The organism is Bradyrhizobium ingae, assembly GCF_055791185.1.
On sequence record NZ_JBVUBB010000003.1, the window covers coordinates 395,186 to 412,753 of the forward strand.

The 17,568-nt window shown below is 65.0% G+C and carries 20 protein-coding genes; 14 read left to right on the plus strand and 6 right to left on the minus strand.

Features of this window, described 5'->3' with window-relative positions; genetic code table 11:
* Positions 1 to 12: 12 nt before the first annotated feature.
* Complete coding sequence (locus ACV1FX_RS06915; protein ID WP_473116783.1) at positions 13 to 1,026, minus strand: zinc-binding alcohol dehydrogenase family protein; 1,014 nt, start codon at positions 1,024 to 1,026, stop codon at positions 13 to 15.
* Between the two features lie 123 nt (positions 1,027 to 1,149).
* On the opposite strand from ACV1FX_RS06915, the gene ACV1FX_RS06920 reads away from it, so the two are divergent.
* On the plus strand, positions 1,150 to 1,527 hold the full coding sequence (locus ACV1FX_RS06920; protein ID WP_473116784.1) for a winged helix-turn-helix transcriptional regulator: 378 nt from the start codon (positions 1,150 to 1,152) through the stop codon (positions 1,525 to 1,527).
* A 43-nt stretch (positions 1,528 to 1,570) separates the two neighbouring features.
* On the opposite strand, the gene ACV1FX_RS06925 is transcribed toward ACV1FX_RS06920, so the two are convergent.
* Positions 1,571 to 3,163, minus strand: coding sequence for an OprO/OprP family phosphate-selective porin (locus ACV1FX_RS06925; RefSeq protein WP_473116785.1), 1,593 nt, complete (start codon positions 3,161 to 3,163; stop codon positions 1,571 to 1,573).
* Between the two features lie 318 nt (positions 3,164 to 3,481).
* Between ACV1FX_RS06925 and ACV1FX_RS06930 the strand changes: the two genes are divergently transcribed.
* From ACV1FX_RS06930 to ACV1FX_RS06945, 4 genes are read left to right on the plus strand one after another with little or no spacing between them, the layout of a single operon-like run.
* On the plus strand, positions 3,482 to 4,888 hold the full coding sequence (locus ACV1FX_RS06930; protein ID WP_473116786.1) for a DegQ family serine endoprotease: 1,407 nt from the start codon (positions 3,482 to 3,484) through the stop codon (positions 4,886 to 4,888).
* Positions 4,885 to 6,219: a replication-associated recombination protein A gene (locus ACV1FX_RS06935; protein WP_473116787.1), complete on the plus strand. Its 1,335-nt coding sequence runs from the start codon at positions 4,885 to 4,887 to the stop codon at positions 6,217 to 6,219. The genes ACV1FX_RS06930 and ACV1FX_RS06935 overlap by 4 nt, the downstream gene beginning before the upstream one ends.
* A 51-nt stretch (positions 6,220 to 6,270) precedes the next feature.
* Positions 6,271 to 7,470, plus strand: coding sequence for an RluA family pseudouridine synthase (locus tag ACV1FX_RS06940; protein ID WP_473116788.1), 1,200 nt, complete (start codon positions 6,271 to 6,273; stop codon positions 7,468 to 7,470).
* Positions 7,471 to 7,501: 31 nt separating this feature from the next.
* A complete protein-coding gene (locus ACV1FX_RS06945; RefSeq protein WP_473116789.1) occupies positions 7,502 to 7,816 on the plus strand; it encodes a hypothetical protein in 315 nt (104 codons plus the stop codon).
* A 158-nt stretch (positions 7,817 to 7,974) separates the two neighbouring features.
* Here ACV1FX_RS06945 and ACV1FX_RS06950 read toward each other — a convergent pair whose 3' ends face one another.
* Positions 7,975 to 8,421 (minus strand): hypothetical protein, encoded by a 447-nt coding sequence (locus ACV1FX_RS06950; RefSeq protein ID WP_473116790.1) that lies wholly within the window; start codon positions 8,419 to 8,421, stop codon positions 7,975 to 7,977.
* A gap of 74 nt (positions 8,422 to 8,495) precedes the next feature.
* Between ACV1FX_RS06950 and ACV1FX_RS06955 the strand changes: the two genes are divergently transcribed.
* The 4 genes from ACV1FX_RS06955 to blaOXA all read left to right on the plus strand — a co-directional run bounded on the left by ACV1FX_RS06955 (position 8,496) and on the right by blaOXA (position 12,145).
* Positions 8,496 to 9,290: an ATP12 family chaperone protein gene (locus ACV1FX_RS06955; protein WP_473116791.1), complete on the plus strand. Its 795-nt coding sequence runs from the start codon at positions 8,496 to 8,498 to the stop codon at positions 9,288 to 9,290.
* Between the two features lie 55 nt (positions 9,291 to 9,345).
* Positions 9,346 to 10,983 (plus strand): flagellar hook-length control protein FliK, encoded by a 1,638-nt coding sequence (fliK, locus tag ACV1FX_RS06960; protein ID WP_473116792.1) that lies wholly within the window; start codon positions 9,346 to 9,348, stop codon positions 10,981 to 10,983.
* Positions 10,980 to 11,255 (plus strand): EscU/YscU/HrcU family type III secretion system export apparatus switch protein, encoded by a 276-nt coding sequence (locus ACV1FX_RS06965; protein WP_473116793.1) that lies wholly within the window; start codon positions 10,980 to 10,982, stop codon positions 11,253 to 11,255. The genes fliK and ACV1FX_RS06965 overlap by 4 nt, the downstream gene beginning before the upstream one ends.
* A gap of 77 nt (positions 11,256 to 11,332) precedes the next feature.
* Entirely contained in the window at positions 11,333 to 12,145 is an 813-nt protein-coding gene (gene blaOXA, locus ACV1FX_RS06970; RefSeq protein WP_473116794.1) for a class D beta-lactamase, read from the plus strand.
* A 119-nt stretch (positions 12,146 to 12,264) separates the two neighbouring features.
* Here the strand turns inward: blaOXA and ACV1FX_RS06975 are convergent, their stop codons facing one another.
* Positions 12,265 to 12,858 (minus strand): nucleotide exchange factor GrpE, encoded by a 594-nt coding sequence (locus ACV1FX_RS06975; RefSeq protein WP_473116795.1) that lies wholly within the window; start codon positions 12,856 to 12,858, stop codon positions 12,265 to 12,267.
* A 192-nt stretch (positions 12,859 to 13,050) separates the two neighbouring features.
* The gene (locus ACV1FX_RS06980; protein WP_473116796.1) at positions 13,051 to 13,455 is read right to left on the minus strand and encodes a DUF4260 domain-containing protein; all 405 of its coding nucleotides are present in this window, start codon (positions 13,453 to 13,455) and stop codon (positions 13,051 to 13,053) included.
* Positions 13,456 to 13,600: 145 nt separating this feature from the next.
* Here ACV1FX_RS06980 and ACV1FX_RS06985 point away from each other — a divergent pair, with 145 nt between their 5' ends.
* Positions 13,601 to 15,133: an acyl-CoA carboxylase subunit beta gene (locus ACV1FX_RS06985; protein WP_473116797.1), complete on the plus strand. Its 1,533-nt coding sequence runs from the start codon at positions 13,601 to 13,603 to the stop codon at positions 15,131 to 15,133.
* A 113-nt stretch (positions 15,134 to 15,246) separates the two neighbouring features.
* Positions 15,247 to 15,594: a hypothetical protein gene (locus ACV1FX_RS06990; protein WP_473116798.1), complete on the plus strand. Its 348-nt coding sequence runs from the start codon at positions 15,247 to 15,249 to the stop codon at positions 15,592 to 15,594.
* Positions 15,595 to 15,673: 79 nt separating this feature from the next.
* Here the strand turns inward: ACV1FX_RS06990 and ACV1FX_RS06995 are convergent, their stop codons facing one another.
* Positions 15,674 to 16,330 carry a glutathione S-transferase family protein gene (locus ACV1FX_RS06995; RefSeq protein WP_473116799.1) on the minus strand — a complete coding sequence of 219 codons (657 nt, stop codon included), beginning with the start codon at positions 16,328 to 16,330 and terminating at the stop codon, positions 15,674 to 15,676.
* 278 nt (positions 16,331 to 16,608) lie between these two features.
* Here ACV1FX_RS06995 and ACV1FX_RS07000 point away from each other — a divergent pair, with 278 nt between their 5' ends.
* From ACV1FX_RS07000 to ACV1FX_RS07010, 3 genes are all read left to right on the plus strand, one after another.
* A complete protein-coding gene (locus tag ACV1FX_RS07000; protein WP_473116800.1) occupies positions 16,609 to 16,785 on the plus strand; it encodes a hypothetical protein in 177 nt (58 codons plus the stop codon).
* Positions 16,786 to 16,818: 33 nt separating this feature from the next.
* Positions 16,819 to 17,145 carry a GcrA family cell cycle regulator gene (locus ACV1FX_RS07005; protein ID WP_473116801.1) on the plus strand — a complete coding sequence of 109 codons (327 nt, stop codon included), beginning with the start codon at positions 16,819 to 16,821 and terminating at the stop codon, positions 17,143 to 17,145.
* A gap of 174 nt (positions 17,146 to 17,319) precedes the next feature.
* Positions 17,320 to 17,535, plus strand: a complete 216-nt coding sequence (locus tag ACV1FX_RS07010; RefSeq protein WP_473116802.1) for a dodecin family protein — start codon at positions 17,320 to 17,322, stop codon at positions 17,533 to 17,535.
* Positions 17,536 to 17,568: the final 33 nt, after the last annotated feature.

Genomic DNA, 17,568 nt, shown 5'->3' on the forward strand with positions numbered 1-17,568 from the left:
CGGCCGATTGACCTACCACCCCTCGAGCACGATCTTGCCGCGTGACTTGCCGCTTTCGAGCAGCGCATGCGCGCGCTTGAGGTTGGCGGCGTTGATCGTGCCAAAGGTTTGGCCAAGTGTGGTGCGCAGCACGCCCTTGTCGATGAGATCGGCGACGTCATTGAGCAGGTGGTGTTGCGCGATCATGTCAGGTGTCTGGAAGGAGGAGCGTGTGAACATCGATTCCCAATGCACCGAGATCGCCTTGCCCTTGAACACGCTCATGGTGAATTCAGGAGGATCGTCGATCAGGCCGAACCTGCCCTGCGGTGCCATGATTTCGGCAATCGCCTTGTAGTGCTGGTCGGTGAAGGTGAGGCTTGCCGCCAGCCCGACCGGTGGCAGCTTGAGTTTCTCGATCTGCTCCTTGATCGGCTTGCCGTGATCGATCACCGCATGCGCGCCAAGATCGAGGCACCATTTCTGCGACTCCGGCCGCGTCGCGGTCGCGAGCACCGTGAGGCCGGTGAGGCGGCGCGCAAGCTGGATCAGGATCGAACCGACGCCGCCGGCGCCGCCCGTAATCAGGAGGGTGCGCGGATCGACGCTCTTGCCGGGCACGGCGCCGAGCCGATCGAACAGCAACTCCCACGCGGTGATGGAGGTGAGGGGAAGGGCCGCAGCCTGCGCGAACGAGAGCGATCCTGGCTTGCGGCCGACGATGCGCTCGTCGACCAGATGGAATTCGGCATTGGTGCCCTGGCGCAGGATCGAGCCCGCATAAAACACCTCGTCGCCCGCCTTGAACAGCGTGACATCGGGCCCAACCGCATCGACCACGCCGGCGGCGTCATAGCCCAAAATCTTGACCTCGCCTTCGGGCGGGGCGGCGCGCTTGCGCACCTTGTAGTCGACCGGATTGGCCGAGACCGCCTTGACCGCGACGCGGATGTCGCGCCCCTTCGGCTCCGGCTTTGCCGTTTCGAAGTCGATCAGGGAGTCCTGCTCCTCGATCGGAAGCGATTTTTTGTAGCCGACGGCTTTCATGTCTCAAGTCTCCATCAGATGGTGAGATCGCCTTTCGGGTTAAGTGTCCGGGCGGCTCCGGTTTTGCAAGTACTGTCAAAACGGGGATATAGTCCCTGTTTGGATACTATCGGGAAAACACGCATGAAACGGCGCAATTTTGCCCGGCGTCCGGGCTGCTCGGTCGAGGCCACGCTGGACCTGATCGACGGCAAATGGAAGGGCGTGATCCTCTATCACCTCCAGAGCGGCACGCAGCGCTTCGGCGAATTGCGCCGCCTGATGCCCGGCATCACCCAGCGCATGCTGACAAAACAGCTTCGCGCGCTGGAGGAGGACAAGCTCGTCATCCGCAAGGTCTACGCGGAAGTGCCGCCGCGGGTTGAATATTGTCTCTCGGAGCTCGGCGAGAGCCTGCGGCCGGTGATCGATATTCTGAAAGCCTGGGGTGAGAGCCACCAGGCGCGGCTGTCCTGCGCGCCGCCGCCGGTGGTCGTGAGGAAGCCGAAGCGCGCGGCGTAAGAGATATCCGGGAGCGGCTGCGCCGCTCCCGGATCGGTTCGCGTCAGAACGCGAACTGCGTGCGCATGGCGACCGCGTCGAACTTCGAGCCGACATCCGCCGTCGAGACCGGCGAGGCCTGCCTGGACACCGTGCCATGCAGGTAATCGAGCATGAAGCGGACGTTGCCGTTGACGTACCAGTTGAGCGCCAGTGTGTAGACGTTCTGCCGTCCACCGGCGATGCCGGTTGCGGTCGCTAGCTGATTGTTGAGGTCGATCGTCGAGAACCGCCCTGCGATCTCCCACGCACCCCAGCCGCCGCCGTCGAGCGAGAAAGGATGTGCCGGCTTGATGCCGCCATAGGAGGCGGTCGAGGAATTGTAGGCGTGGTTCTCGCCGGTCAAGACGTAACCGGCCTGCGCATAGCCGCCCTGGAAGTGCAGGCTCGGCGCGCCGATCGGCGGCAAGCCGGTATTCGCGCTGCGATCGACGTTGTACCAGAAATACTCGCCCTGCAGGATCAGCGGTCCATACGTCGCCGCGGCCTCCATGCTGTAGACCTGCGCGCCCGAAGCATTGGCGATCGCGCCGGTCGATATCAGCGTCGTCGGATCGATGCGCAGCTCCGGTCGATCGCTCAGCGTCAGCGTCTGCGCGCCCGTGATCATGTTGCGCGGCGGCTGGATCAACCATTGCGCATCGGCGCCGAGATGCACCGAGTAGTCCTTGCCGCTGACGAGCTGGCCGGCGACGCGGGCCACCGCGCCATATTGCTCGCTGGTGCCGGCTGGCGCCGCGCTCGATGCGGAATGAATTGCGCCCGTGGCCGGACCCGTGACATAGGCGCCGGCCCAGAACACGTCATTCCACCAGCGCGTGCCCATCGTCGAGCGGAAGTCGCCAGCGGCGATGTTGGTTGCGATGACGCCGGACGAGGCGCGCTCCATGAACAGGATGTCGTTCGAGCTCGTGGCCTCGTCGAGCGTATAGGGGATGTCCATGATGCCGCCCTCGATCGCCATCTTGCCGCCGAAGGGCTTTAGTCCCGTGTAGCTCAGATAGGCGTTTTCGACGCCGGACACGCCGCCGCCCGGCAGCGATCCGGGAGCCGCACCACCAAACCCGTCCGATGTGCCGCCGAAATCGTAGACCAGCGCAAAATTCCAGTCGCTGAGGAATTTGCCGGTGAGGCCGATACGCGCGCGGCGGACGTTTTCGCCGCTGTCGAGCTTCTGCGGCACAGTTGCCGCGGTGTTGGGACGGTAGTCATAGCCGCCGACGTCCCAGTGCACCCGGCTCGTGATCGCGACGCAGTTCTGTTCGTCCGCGGTGCAGATCGTCGGCCGATTGTTCGGCATGGTCACGACGACACCGGATGGAGCTACCGGGCCCTTGACCGGAATGGCGGCTTGCGCGTTGGCAACCGCAGCCTTCGCTTCGGTTCTCGCCTCGGCCTTCGCCTCCGACTTGGCCTTCGCCGTGGCCGCTGCGGTCTGACTTTGCAGCTTGTCGAGCTTCTGCTCGAGCAGCTTCAATTGCTGCTTCAGAAGCGCGATCTCCTGTTCGCTGCTGTTTGCCGATTGCGCATGGCCTTGCGAGGCCACCAGCGCACCGGCGAGGCCGAGCGCAGCGCTTGTGAATCTGGTCCTGCTCACGTCATCCACTCCCTTGCTGATCAACATCCCCACTCACCACGGAGAGTCGTAAGAGCGCTTGATGACTGCTCCGCGACGATACACGTCACGGTTTACTGGTTCCTACTGATGCAAATTCGCACCAACCGAATCGTGTCTACCTCCACTCTGGAGGATGATGGGCGTCATGCCAATCCCGCGGGAGCGGCAAAATAGCCGTTGCTCACGCAGGACTTGCACGCCGGAGCAGGGAGAAAAGGGAGCGAATATTGGCGGCTGCCGCCCTTCTATTGGCGGTCGAACATGCCTATATTCCGGCGTCTTTTCCGAGAGGTAGGAATGTTTCGATTGATCCGTACCACTGCTATTGCCGCAAGCTGCGTGACCCTTCTGGGCAGCCTCGATCCTGCCGTCGCGCAGGACCGTCGCGTCCCGTCGTCTCCGGCGGAGATCAAGCTGTCCTATGCACCGATCGTGCAGCGGGTGCAGCCGGCAGTGGTCAACGTCTACGCCGCCAAGGTGGTGCAGAACCGCAATCCGCTGCTGGATGACCCGATTTTCCGCCGCTTCTTCGGCGTGCCGGGCCAGCAGCCCGAGCAGATGCAGCGCTCGCTCGGTTCCGGCGTCATCGTCGATCCCTCGGGTCTTGTCGTCACCAATGTCCACGTCATCGAGGGCGCCGACCAGGTGAAGGTGTCGCTCTCGGACAAGCGGGAGTTCGAGGCCGAAATCCTGCTGAAGGACTCCCGTACCGATCTCGCGGTGCTGCGCCTGAAGGATACCAAGGAGAAATTTCCCACCCTCGACTTCACCAATTCCGATGAGCTGATGGTCGGCGACGTCGTGCTCGCGATCGGCAACCCCTTCGGCGTCGGCCAGACCGTGACCCACGGTATCATCTCGGCACTCGCGCGCACGCAGGTCGGCATCACCGATTATCAATTCTTCATCCAGACCGATGCAGCGATCAATCCCGGCAATTCCGGCGGTGCGCTGGTCGACATGAACGGCAAGCTCGCTGGCATCAACACCGCGATCTATTCGCGCTCAGGCGGCTCGCAGGGCATCGGCTTTGCGATCCCTGCCAACATGGTACGGGTCGTGGTTGCCTCCGCCAAGAGCGGCGGCAAGGCGGTGAAGCGTCCGTGGCTCGGCGCGCGGCTCCAGGGGGTGACGCCCGACATCGCGGAGAGCCTCGGCCTGCGCTCGCCGACCGGCGCACTGGTCGCAAGCGTCGTGCCCAATGGGCCTGCCGCGAAAGCCGGCCTGAAATCTTCCGACCTGATCGTCGCGATCGACGGGCAGCCGGTCGATGATCTCAACGCCTTCGACTACCGCCTCGCCACCCGTCCGATCGGCGGTACTGCACAGCTCGACGTGCAGCGCGCCGGCAAGCCGGTCAAGCTCACGGTACAGCTCGAGACCGCGCCTGACACCGGCCGCAATGAGATCGTGATCACGGCGCGCTCGCCGTTCCAGGGCGCGAAGATCTCGTCCATCACGCCGGCGGTCGCCGACGAATTGCATCTCGATGGTGACACCGAAGGCGTCGTGATCACCGAGATCGGCGACGACACCACGGCCGCAGGCGTCGGCTTCCAGAAAGGCGACATCATCCTCTCGGTCAACAACCAGAAGATCGGCAAGACCGGCGATCTGGAGAAGCTGGCGGGTGCTTCGGCGCGGCTCTGGCGCATCACGCTGGTGCGCGGCGGTCAGCAGATCAACGTCACGCTCGGCGGATGAGCGCGAAGCGACCACAGGAGACGCCAACGCTCTTTGCGGCGGCGGGGCTCGATCACGATGCCCCGCATCCGCTGCCGGACCGCCTGCGCCCGCGTGCGCTGTCGGAGGTCGTCGGCCAGGACCACATCCTCGGCGCTGACGGCGCGCTGACGCGCATGCTGGAGACGCGCACCCTCGGCTCGCTGGTGTTCTGGGGGCCGCCCGGCACCGGCAAGACGACCGTGGCGCGGCTGCTCGCGGATGCCACTGACCTGCATTTCGAGCAGATATCCGCGGTATTCTCCGGCGTCGCCGACCTGAAAAAGGCGTTCGATGCCGCGCGCGCCCGCCGCGAGATGGGCAAGGGCACGCTGCTGTTCGTCGACGAGGTGCATCGCTTCAACCGCGCGCAGCAGGATTCTTTCCTGCCGGTGATGGAAGACGGCACGGTGGTCATGGTCGGTGCCACGACCGAGAATCCGTCGTTCGAGCTCAACGCGGCGTTGCTCTCTCGCGCGCGCGTGCTGGTGTTTCGCTCGCTCGATGCCGCCGCGATCGAGAAGCTGTTCGTGCATGCCGAGGAGGTCGAGGGTCGAAAACTGCCGCTCGATGCGGAGGCGCGTGCGGTGCTTGTGCGCATGGCAGACGGCGACGGCCGGGCGTCGCTGACGCTTGCCGAGGAAGTCTGGCGCGCCGCGCGCAAGGACGAGATCTTCGACGCCGCGCAATTGCAGGAGATCCTGCAACGTCGTGCGCCGATCTACGACAAGTCCGCAGACGGCCACTACAACCTGATCTCGGCGCTGCATAAGTCGGTGCGCGGGTCCGATCCCGATGCCGCGCTGTATTATCTCGCCCGGATGCTCGATGCCGGCGAGGATCCGCTGTTCCTGGCCCGCCGTGTCGTGCGCATGGCGGTCGAGGACATCGGACTCGCCGACCCGCAGGCGCTCGTCATTGCGAATGCGGCAAAGGACGCCTTCGATTTTCTCGGCCATCCGGAGGGCGAGCTCGCGATCGCGCAAGCCGTCGTCTATCTCGCTACCGCGCCGAAATCGAATGCCGTCTACACCGCCTTCGGCACGGCGATGCAGGTCGCAAAGCAGGCGGGCTCGCTGCTGCCGCCAAAACACATTCTCAACGCGCCGACCGGCCTGATGAAGTCGGAAGGCTATGGCGCGGCTTACGAATACGACCACGACGCGCCCGACGCCTTCTCCGGCCAGGACTATTTCCCGGAAACCCTGGGACGCCAGACCTTCTACGACCCGCCCGAGCGCGGCTTCGAGCGCGAGATCAGGAAGCGGCTGGACTACTGGGCCAAGCTGCGGAAGGAGCGGGGCTCGCGTTGATAACGGCCATTTCGTCGTGACGGGAGGCCGCTTTTAGGCTAGGCAGGCAGCATGAGCCGCCGCATCAAGAGAACCAACCCAAAGCCCCGTTCGCGCGATGAGCGCAAGGAGGCGCGCCCGTTCAAGGCGCGTAGCGCGCACAAGGCGGGGCCGCGGCCCGGCGGCAAGCCGGGTTCGAAGCCCCAGCGCTTTGCGTCCGAGCGGGCCGAGCGGCGTGCGCCAGAGCCGGTGGCGGCAAAGCCCGTCGAGGCACTGCTGCCGACCAAGGTGCAGACGGTCACCGTGACGGCCGACGAGAACAACATGCGCGTCGACCGCTTTCTGGAAGCGCGCTTCCCGGGCCTGTCGTTTTCCCACATCCAGCGCGTCGTGCGCAAAGGCGAGCTGCGTGTCGATGGCAAGCGCGTCGACAGCAAGGACCGGCTGGAGGAGGGGCAGAGCGTCCGCATTCCTCCGTTGAAGCTCGATGCGCCGAAGACGGCCGGCCCGCTGTCGGAAGCCGCGCAAAAGACGCTTGCCGCGCTCAAGGAGATGACGCTCTTTGAGGACGACGACGTCCTCGTGCTCAACAAGCCGGCGGGGCTGGCGGTGCAGGGCGGCTCCGGCACCACGCGGCACATCGACCAGATGCTGGAGGTGATGCGCGATGCCAAGGGGCAGAAGCCGCGCCTGGTGCATCGCATCGACAAGGACACTTCGGGCTGCCTGCTGATCGCGAAGACGCGCTTTGCCGCGACCCATCTCACCGGCGCCTTCCGCTCGCGTTCGGCGCGCAAGATTTATTGGGCGCTGGTGCCGGGCCTGCCGAAGCCGAAGCAGGGGCGCATCTCGACCTTCCTCGCCAAAGAGGAGAGCGAGGACGATACCATCATGCGCATCGCCCAACATGGCGATGAGGGTGCGAGCCACGCGGTGACTTACTATGCGGTGGTCGAGACCGCCGGCAACAAGCTGACCTGGGTGTCGCTGAAGCCGGTGACCGGGCGGACGCACCAGCTCCGCGCCCACATGGCCCATATCGGCCATCCCATCATCGGCGATCCCAAATATTTCAACATCGAGAACTGGGAATTGCCGGGCGGCCTGCAAAACCGGCTGCACCTGCTCGCGCGCCGCATCGTCATCCCGCACCCGCGCGGCGGCGTGATCGATGCCAGCGCCCCGCTGCCGCCCCACATGCAGCAGTCGTGGAACCTGCTCGGCCTCGACGCAACAAGATTTGATCCGATCGAGAACGCGCCGGAAGAATAGTTCGATTGCAAGACAATCGGGGGAATACGACATGTCCTCCATGAAGGTCGCGCTCTCCATCCTGGTGGTTTTAGCCGTGCTCTTGGCGGGGCAGGGCAGCTTCGCGCAGACGCTGGTGCCGGGCACCTCGCCGCTGTTGCTGCCGCCACCACCGCCTCCGCCACCGCCGCCGAAGATCGAGATACCAAAGGTCCCGCAGATCAATGCGCGGCCGAGCTACGATTACAGGCAGCCGCCGCGGCCCTCGTTCAGCGATCGCATCAGCAAATGCCTCGATGATGCCGCCGGGGCCGGCCTGAGCCCGGCCGATCGCGGCACGTATTCAGGGATGTGCGCGAACCGGTAGGTCATCTCGTCACATCCTCAGTCGTCATCGCCCGGCTCGACCGAGCGATCCAGTACTCCGAAACGGTTGTGATTGAATCGATAAGCTGCGGCGTACTGGATGCCCGCCTGCGCGGGGCATGACAGCGGCGAGTGTGACAGGGGCCCGCCACAGCTCAGCTAGTTCCTGAACTGCTCCAGAAACATCCGCAGGCTGTCATGCGGGCTCTCGACGTCGGTGATCAGCCAGCCTTCCGGCCCGTTGACAAGGATGAAGTTCAGGGTCACCCGGCGGCCGCTGTTGTCGAACAGCGCGGCGACGTAGGTCTTGTCGTATTGCTTGCGGAGGGTCGAGATCGCGATCGGGCCGAGGGTCCAGGTCGGGCTCTGCACCAGGAAATCGTAGGGTTCGCTCCGTGGGCCGCTCCAGGCCTTGCGCAGGCTGGGATCGAAGAATTGGCGTGCCGTCGCGGCATCCCGCGGCAGGCCTTTCGATAGCTCCGGCGCACCTCGCCCGTAATGGGCATAAACGTTGCGCACCAGCGATTCCGGCGAGCGGAAACCAGCCTCGGCGACGGTCGGCCAGAACCCGGCGAACAGGGCCAAAATGCCCGCGATTTCCTTCATGCCTGCCGCTCGCTTTATCGGCTGCCGGACTTACTTTAGAAGCCTAGCATCCAGGGATTGGGATCGAAAACCGAATGCGTGAATTGTTTGACGAGGTTGCGGGCCAGTCCCGGCTCGATCCGCAGGAGGCGGCCAGAGCCGCCGCCAAAGCCCCTTTGCGCAAGCGCTTCTATGTGGAGGCGGGCGTCGTGGAGGCCGAGGGCGGCTTCGCCATCACGCTCGATGGCAAGCCGATCAAGACGCCTTCCGGCCGCCCGGTCATCATCCCCGCGAAACCTCTCGCGGAGGCCGTCGCCGCGGAATGGGCCGGCCAGGCGGAGACGATCGCCCCCATGACCATGCCGCTGACGCGGCTCGCCAACAGCGTGATCGAGGGTGTGGTCGACCGCGTCGATCTCGTCAGGGACGACCTCGCGAAATACTTCGAGTCCGACCTGCTGTTCTATCGCGCCGGCCATCCCGAGGGCCTGGTGACGCGCGAGGCCGCACACTGGGACCCCGTGCTATTCTGGGCGGCCGAGACGCTTGGCGCGCATTTCATCCTGTCCGAGGGCATCATGCATGTGACCCAGCCGGAGCAGGCGATCGCGGCCGCGCGTGCGGCGCTGCCCGGCGATGCCTGGTCGGTGGCGGCGCTGCACGTGGTCACGACGCTGACGGGCTCGGCACTGCTGGCCCTCGCGCTGGCGCATCGGGTGCGCGATGCCGACCAGGTCTGGGCCGCTGCCCATGTCGACGAGGACTGGAACGCCGATCAATGGGGGGTGGACGAGGAGGCGGCCGGCCGTCGCGCCGCCCGGCTGAAGGATTTTGCCGCGGCGGTGGCAGTCCTCGAGGCCGTGAACGCGCTTCCGACGCAAGGTCCTTAACGAGAGGTTTACGACGGACGGCTAGGGTCGACCGCATTCCGCGGGCCCTGAAAACATGCCGACGCCGATAAGCTCGATTGCATCAGTTAGCGCCGCCACCTCCGTGGCCGATGCGGCAACACCGGAGCTCGTGCTCCAGGCGGGCTCCGTCGTCGACGCCAAGGTCGTCAGCGTTATGGCCGACAATCTCGTGCGCATCGCGATCGCCAACCTCTCGATCGACGTGATGTCGGAGGTGGCGCTGTCGCCGGGCCAGAACCTGCAGCTCGCGGTGTCGCAGAACGATGGCACGGTGCGGCTAGCGATCGTCAACGGGGCAGGCGGGGCGGCGACCGATCAGGTCACGTTGACCCCGGCTGCGGTCGCGCTCACCGACGCTCCCACGCTCGCGCCCTCCGCGACCGCTGCGCGCAATCTCCTGACGCCGCTCGAGCAGATCGCCGTTTCGGTGGCCTCAAGTGAGGCGGTGACCAGGCAGGGCAGTCAGGCGCCGCTGTTTGCCAATCTCGCCTCGGTCGTCACCGGCAGCGACCTGCCGGCCGGGCTGAAGCAGGCGGTGCTGGACGTGCTGGCGCAGCAGACACCGCTCAGCCCGCAGCTCGACGGCGGCGACATCGAGTCCGCGTTCCAGAAATCCGGGCTCTTCCTCGAGGCCTCGCTGTCCTCAGGACTGGCGCCCGCGAGCGGCAGCGTTCCCGATCTGAAGGCGGCGCTCCTCGTGCTGCGCCAGACGCTGGCGGCAACGTCGAGCGCGCTCGAAACTTCGGTGCCGCAAGTGACGTTGCAGGCAACCGTGCTTCCTGCCGCGCCTGCGGCCGTCGCGCAGACCATGACATCGCTCGAGCAGGTGGCAGGCGAAGCGCTCAAGGCGCCGCCCCTCTCACCTGAAGCTGGCCCGGACCAGACGCTGCAAGCGTCTCGCGGCGCCAACGTCGCGGCCGCCGTGCTCGTCGAGACCATGACCGAAGGCGCGCTGCCGCGCGCCGTGTCCGCGGGCGTCGCGTTGAGCCTGCTGCAGGAAGCCGTGCAGGAGTTGCCGCATGCGATGGGCACCGCATTCGCGACACCCAAAGCCGCGGTGCAAGAGGCCCATAGCCTCGATACGATACCGCGCGCCGCCACCGCGCCGCCGCCATTCCGCGGTGCGCTGCCGTCCCCGCAAGCGATCGCAACGGCCTCGCTCGCATCAGATGCACCGCTGAGCCAGACCGTGCACCGGTTGCTCGACGACACCGACGCCGCGATCGCGCGGCAGACGCTGCTGCAGGTCGCCTCTCTCCCGGACCGCGTCGATGCCGGCGGCCATCGTGTCGATCCGTCCGTGCCGCAATGGGCGTTCGAAATTCCCTTCGCCACTCCGCAGGGCACCGCGATGGCGCAGTTCGAGATCTCGCGTGACGGCGGCGGCAGCGAGTCCGATCCCGCCAAGAAAGCCTGGCGCGCGCGGTTCTCGCTCAACGTCGAGCCGGCCGGTCCCGTGCATGCGCTGATCACGCTCAACGGCGACAAGACCTTTGTGCGGATGTGGGCGGAACGTCCCGCCACGGCACAGCAATTGCGCGACGGCGCCGGCGAGCTCAGCCAGGCGCTGGCCGAAGCCGATCTCAAGCCTGGCGACATCGTGATCCGCGACGGCACGCCGCCGCAGCCTCAACCGGCCCGCGCCGGACACTTTCTGGATCGCGCGACATGAGCCAAGAGAGCAAGCTCGAGAGCAAGCTCGCCATTGCCCTCCACTACGAGAAGGGCAGCGGAGCGCCGCGGGTCGTCGCCAAGGGCAAGGGCACGATCGGCGACAAAATCGTGGAACTGGCAAAGGCCCACGACATCCCGATCGAAGAGAACGAGGTGCTGGCCGGCGCGTTGTCCAAGGTCGAACTCGGTGACGAAATCCCGCCCGATCTGTACAAGGCCGTCGCCGAGGTGCTGGTGTTCGTGCTGCGGCTGTCGGGCCGGGTGCGCTGAACCGCGCCAAAGCGCTGTCATCGTTTCACCACGAAACCGGCTGCACTGTCGCTCCTGATCATTGAACGGATACCGCCTTGCTGAACCGTCGCTCCACTCTCGGCCTTCTCGCAGCCAGCGCCATCTTGCCGTCGCGCGCGTTCGCCAACGTTGCGCCGCCGCTCAGCGAAGTCCGCGACAGTATCGCGAAGCGCTTTGCGGATGCCGGCACGGCCGGCACCTTCGTCGGCTACAAGGTCGACGACTACATGATCATCCTGAGCGACAAGGAGCGTTCCGCCGAGCCGCGGCTGCCGGCCTCGACCTTCAAGATTCCGAACTCGCTGATCGCACTCGAAACGGGCGCGGTGCAGGACCCCGACAAGGACGTCTTCCCATGGGACGGCGTGAAGCGCGACATCGAGGCCTGGAACAGGGATCACACGCTGCGCAGCGCCATCGCGGCCAGCGCGGTGCCGGTCTATCAGGAGATCGCGCGGCGCATCGGCCAGGAGCGCATGCAAAAATATGTCGACCTCTTCGAATATGGCAATCGCGACATCGGCGGCGGCATCGACCAATTCTGGCTGACCGGAAACCTGCGCATCGATCCCATGGACCAGATCGACTTCGTCGATCGGCTGCGGCGCCGCGCGCTGCCGATCTCGAAACGCAGCCAGGATCTGGTCTGCGACATCCTGCCCGTGACGCAAGTCGGCTCCTCCGTCATCCGTGCCAAGTCGGGATTGACCGGCAAAGAGCAGGGCTCGCTCGGCTGGATGGTCGGCTGGGCCGAGAAGGGCGACGCGCGCACCGTGTTCGCGCTCAACATGGATTGCCGCGAGCCGCGCCACATCGCCGATCGCATGATGTTGACGCAAGCCTGCCTTGCCGATATCGGCGCAATCTAACGTGGCGGTGCTGGCGCGCCTCGCGCCGCTCGACTAGCATCGCCAGGCCACCAATCGGCTGTTCGGCGCAAGCGCCGCATACGGGACCTTGTAGCAGCAGTCAAACCTAGTCCCGCGCCCTAGGAATCAGCCGTCTTCTTCGCCGCGAGAGCCTGGTCGATCGCGCAGCCGCCGATCTCGCTGATGGCGCGCGAGATCACGTCGCCGTTCCTGGCAAAGCCATCCGACAGGATGTCGAACTGCGAGCGGGCGAGGCGTAGCATCGCGATCGGCACCGCGACCGCAGTCTCGTTGAAGGCATCGACGGATTTTCGTAAAGCCTCGAGCTCGGCGGTCACATCGGAGACATGGGCCTCGGCGTTCTGCATCAGCGTCAGCATCCGCGCGCGCTCCGCCTCGAACTGCGTGCGCTCGGTCGCGCTGGTCGCGGTGATCTCCGCAAGCTGTGCGCGCAGCGCCTCGACCTCCCGCAGCAGGCCGTCAGAGGTGACCTCGGCGACCTCGCGCAGCTCGGCGTTGCGTGCGCTCGTTTCGAGCTGTCGGCGATAGAGCTGCTCGGTCGACATTGCCCGCTGCGACAGCGTTTCGATCGTTGCGGCGGCGCGCATCAGCATCTCGCCGTTGCGGCCCGAGACCATGCTGGCCATGCGCCGCAGGAAATCGACGGTTTCGTCACCGGTTTGGGGCGGCAGGGATACGACCGTGGCGGACATCCATGATGCCTGTGAGCGGGGTCAATCAAACAGAAGAAATCAATCGAGCGAACTGACCGCCGCCGTACCGACTGAAAGCTCACGCGAACCCATCGGCGCTGATCGTTGATCGAAACAAGCCTGAATCGGCCGGATCGGTCAATCCGGCCAGAGCCTCAAATCGTCCGGAAACGCACGGCCGAAGCCAGCCACTCACGCTTTCCCCATGCGTCCGATGCGCCCCAGATGGGTGAAGCCGAAGCCAGCCTGATATTTCAGTCCGTAACCCAGCGCCCGGTCGATGCCGATATGGGCGAGCCAGATCATGGCGATTGAGAGCAGGAGTGGCCATTCCAGCGCAAAACCCGCGGTGAGCAGCGCCACCGGGATCATGTAGCTGTGCGCGGCATTGTAGATGATCGCACCCGACCGGCTGTCGGCGAGGTAGGCCAAAAAGCTCAGATCCGGCGCCAGGATGAGCAGGGCGAAGACCAGCCACGACCCGCCCCAGACCGCGTAGAGCAGCACCATGCCCGCAAACAGCGTCAGCCCCTCGAGCCGGAGCAGGATCTTGACGCCGCCGGTCACCTCGCCGGTTGCCGTGACTGCATCGTCCATCTCAGCCTCCTGGTATAGGCCCCTGTAATTCCTTGGGCTTTTTAACCCGTCCGGGCGCGGCGGGCATGCGCAAAGCGGCTTTCCGGCGCGCAAAATGCCGTGTTAGAACCCGCAGCCAATCGCACCTTGAGAACGGCGGGAGCAAATGAAACATATCCTGGACGCCCTTGAAGAACGTCGCGCCGGTGCCAAGCTCGGCGGCGGGGAGAAGCGCATCGAGGCGCAGCACGCCCGCGGCAAGCTGACCGCGCGCGAGCGCATCGAGCTCTTGCTCGACAAGGGATCGTTCGAGGAGTTCGACATGTTCGTCGAGCACCGCTCGATCGAGTTCGGTATGGAGAAGAGCAAGGTGCCGGGCGATGGCGTCGTCACCGGCTGGGGTACTGTCAACGGCCGCAAGACCTTCGTGTTCGCCAAGGATTTCACCGTGTTCGGCGGCTCGCTGTCGGAGACGCACGCGCTGAAGATCACAAAGCTTCAGGACATGGCGATGAAGGCGAGGGCGCCGATCATCGGCCTCTATGACGCGGGCGGGGCGCGCATCCAGGAGGGGGTCGCGGCGCTCGCGGGCTATTCCTACGTCTTCCGCCGCAACGTCATCGCTTCCGGCGTGATCCCGCAGATCTCCGTCATCATGGGCCCCTGCGCCGGCGGCGACGTCTATTCGCCGGCGATGACCGACTTCATCTTCATGGTGAAGAACACCAGCTACATGTTCGTCACCGGTCCCGATGTGGTGAAGACCGTGACCAACGAGGTCGTCACCGCCGAAGAACTCGGCGGCGCCTCCGTGCACACCACGCGCTCCTCGATCTCCGACGGCGCGTTCGAGAACGACGTCGAGGCGATCCTGCAGATGCGCCGCCTGATCGACTTCCTGCCCTCGAACAACAGCGACGGCGTGCCGGAATGGCCGAGCTTCGATTCCATCGAGCGCATCGACATGTCGCTGGACACACTGATCCCCGACAATCCGAACAAGCCCTACGACATGAAGGAACTGGTGCTGAAGGTCGTGGACGAGGGCGACTTCTTCGAGATCTCGGAAGCCTTCGCCAAGAACATCATCACGGGCTTTGGCCGCGTCGCGGGCCGCACCGTCGGCTTCGTCGCCAACCAACCGATGGTGCTTGCCGGCGTCCTCGACAGCGATGCTTCGCGGAAGGCCGCGCGCTTCGTCCGCTTCTGCGATGCCTTCAACATCCCGATCGTCACCTTCGTCGACGTGCCCGGCTTCCTGCCGGGCACCGCGCAGGAATATGGCGGCCTGATCAAGCACGGCGCAAAGCTGCTGTTCGCATACTCGCAGTGCACCGTGCCGCTGGTGACGATCATCACCCGCAAGGCCTATGGCGGCGCCTTCGACGTCATGGCGTCCAAGGAGATCGGCGCCGACATGAACTACGCCTGGCCGACCGCCCAGATCGCCGTGATGGGCGCCAAGGGCGCAGTCGAGATCATCTTCCGCAGCGACATCGGCGACCCCGATAAGATCGCCGCCCGCACCAAGGAATACGAGGACCGCTTCCTGTCACCCTTCATCGCCGCCGAGCGCGGCTATATCGACGACGTCATCATGCCGCACTCGACGCGGCGCCGGATCGCGCGGGCGCTGGCGATGCTGAAGGACAAGAAAGTCGAGATGCCGGCGAAGAAGCACGACAATTTGCCGTTGTGAGGGGGAAGCGATGGGTTAGTGAAGCGTAACCCACCGGCTGAACCGACCGCGTGTCAAAGTGTAGGTGGATTACGCTGCGCTAATCCACCTTACGGACTCGATCCCTGAACCCGATGACCGAAGACGAACCGACCGACGAGATTTCAGACATCGAAGCGCGGATCGAGGCGCTGGCCGAGATCGCCGAACGATGCCGGAAGTTCATTTTGGTCTCCAAGATCGCGATCGCCGGCGGTGCTGGATTGCTGCTCGTCACGATACTCGGCCTGATCGGATCCGGTCAGGTCGCAGCGCTCGGATCGATTGCCTTGGTGCTCGGCGGGATCGTGTCGCTCGGATCGAACGTCAGCACGTTGCGGCAGACTGAGGGTGCCATCGGCGCCGCCGAGGCGCTCCGGACGGAGTTGATCAGCCGGATCGATCTTCGCATGGTCCACGATGCACCGGTGAAGCTGATGTGAGGCGGAGACGTTGCCGCGAGGTCGGTGCACCTCTCCCCGATGGGGAGAGGTGAAGGTTGAGCGCGCTGCGGACCGCTAGCTAACCCGCCTTACGGTCTTGGTCTGCCTTCGCGAAATGCGCCATCTGGTCGGCGTGGGCTTTTGCAAACGCCGGGCGGCCCGTGGCGCGAGTGACGTAGGCGCGGCAGGCCGGGCTGTTCGCGAGCCCGTCGAAACGATCGACGAGGCGCAGCACGTCCGACATCAAGATGTCGGCGACGGAGAAGCTGCCTGCCAGCCATTGCCGTCCGGCCAGCACCGGCTCCATGTGCTTGAGGCGGAGCTTGAGGAAGTCGTCCAGAAATTTCCATGCCGGCGTGCCATCGGCATTGCCGGTGAACTTCAGGATTGCCCAGGGCAGGCTCGCCATCTCCACCGAATTGAGCGCGGCGAACACCCATTCGGTCGCATCGCTGCGGCCGCGCGGATCGGATGGCATCAGCGCCTCACTCAGTCCGCCCAGATGCAGCAGGATCGCGCCGCTCTCGAAGATCGAGAGGTCGCCGTCGGTCAGCCAAGGCACCTGGCCGAACGGCTGGTGGGCGAAATGCTCGGCATTCCGATCGCTGAACGGCACGCTGGCGACACGGTAGGGCAGGCCGGCCTCTTCCAGGGCCCAGCGCACCCGGAAGTCGCGCACATAGCCCCGCGGCAGTTCTGGAACCCAGTCGAAGGTCGTGAGGGTGAGGTTGGTCATGCGGTGTCTCCGTGCTGTCTGGGCATAGGACGGATGAAGGGCCGGCGTTCCGACATGGCGAGAGAGATTATTGCCAAGGCTGCAGGGCGAGCCAACGAAGCGCAAGGCGCCGTCTCTCCGGGACGAGGATCGAAAGACCTGCTGCGAAAGATCGGATATAAGCTGCGGTGGCTGGATGCGGCCGAAGTGACGAGCCTGCATCGACGATCAGTCGACCCCACGGTCGCCGGCACGTTAACCACCGGCGCTCTCAAGCTCCAAGCCAGAGGAGCAACACCATGAAGCAGAACATCTCCGAAGTAACTTCCACCGGCCTGATGGATTGGCGTCGCTTTGTGATCGAGGGCAGCACGATGCCGCCCCGAGACCCTGATGACGAAGACGAGGACGAGGAGGAAGAAGAGGAAGAGGACGACGACGAACCGGCGGTCGTGCGCGAACCGGACGAAGACTAGAAAAATGGATGGCAGTGGCGTACAATGTCTTTCATGAGTTGGGATGCGAAAGACGTAGCGCTGCTCAAGAAACTCTGGGTCCAGGGACAGAGTGCCGCGCAGATCGCGCGCCGTCTCGGGTGTAGCCGTAACGCCGTCTGCGGCATGCTGACCCGCTTGGGCCTGAAGCGTGGCCACAAGCCGCCCACTGCAAAACCCCAGATCAGGTCGGTCCGCAAGCAGGAGCCGGCGGTGTTGGTTGCCTGCGTCCAGACGGCAGCCAAGAAGGTGTCGCGGAAGATACCAGACAAGCAGCCCAAGGAATTCAGCAAGCGCCAGCTCTACGCCATGCTGGCTGAAGCCGTCAGGAATACGGGCTAGCGGTTCAAGGCGCCGCCGCTGTGGCGCGCGCTCGATAGCGAACCCACAACACCGCCAAGCGGCCTGGGCCTGCCAGCCCTGCGACATGCGCGTCCTTTCGCCGGCGATCCCGTGCTAGGTTCGAACGCGGCAGGGAGCACCTGCTTCCTGCTTCATACCGAACGGGAGAACGACATGCCTGAGAGCATCTACAAGGTCATCGAACTGATCGGTACCAGCACCGACTCCTGGGAAAAGGCCGCCAGCAATGCGGTCGAGCAGGCCGCAAAATCTCTGAGGGACCTTCGCGTCGCCGAGGTCGTCAAACTCGATATGCAGCTCGACGCGAAGGGCAAGATCGAGGCCTATCGCGCCAAACTCAACGTGTCGTTCAAGTTCGAGGGCAGCTGAGCTCAAGCAGACCTCGCCTCGGCGGCGGCTGCT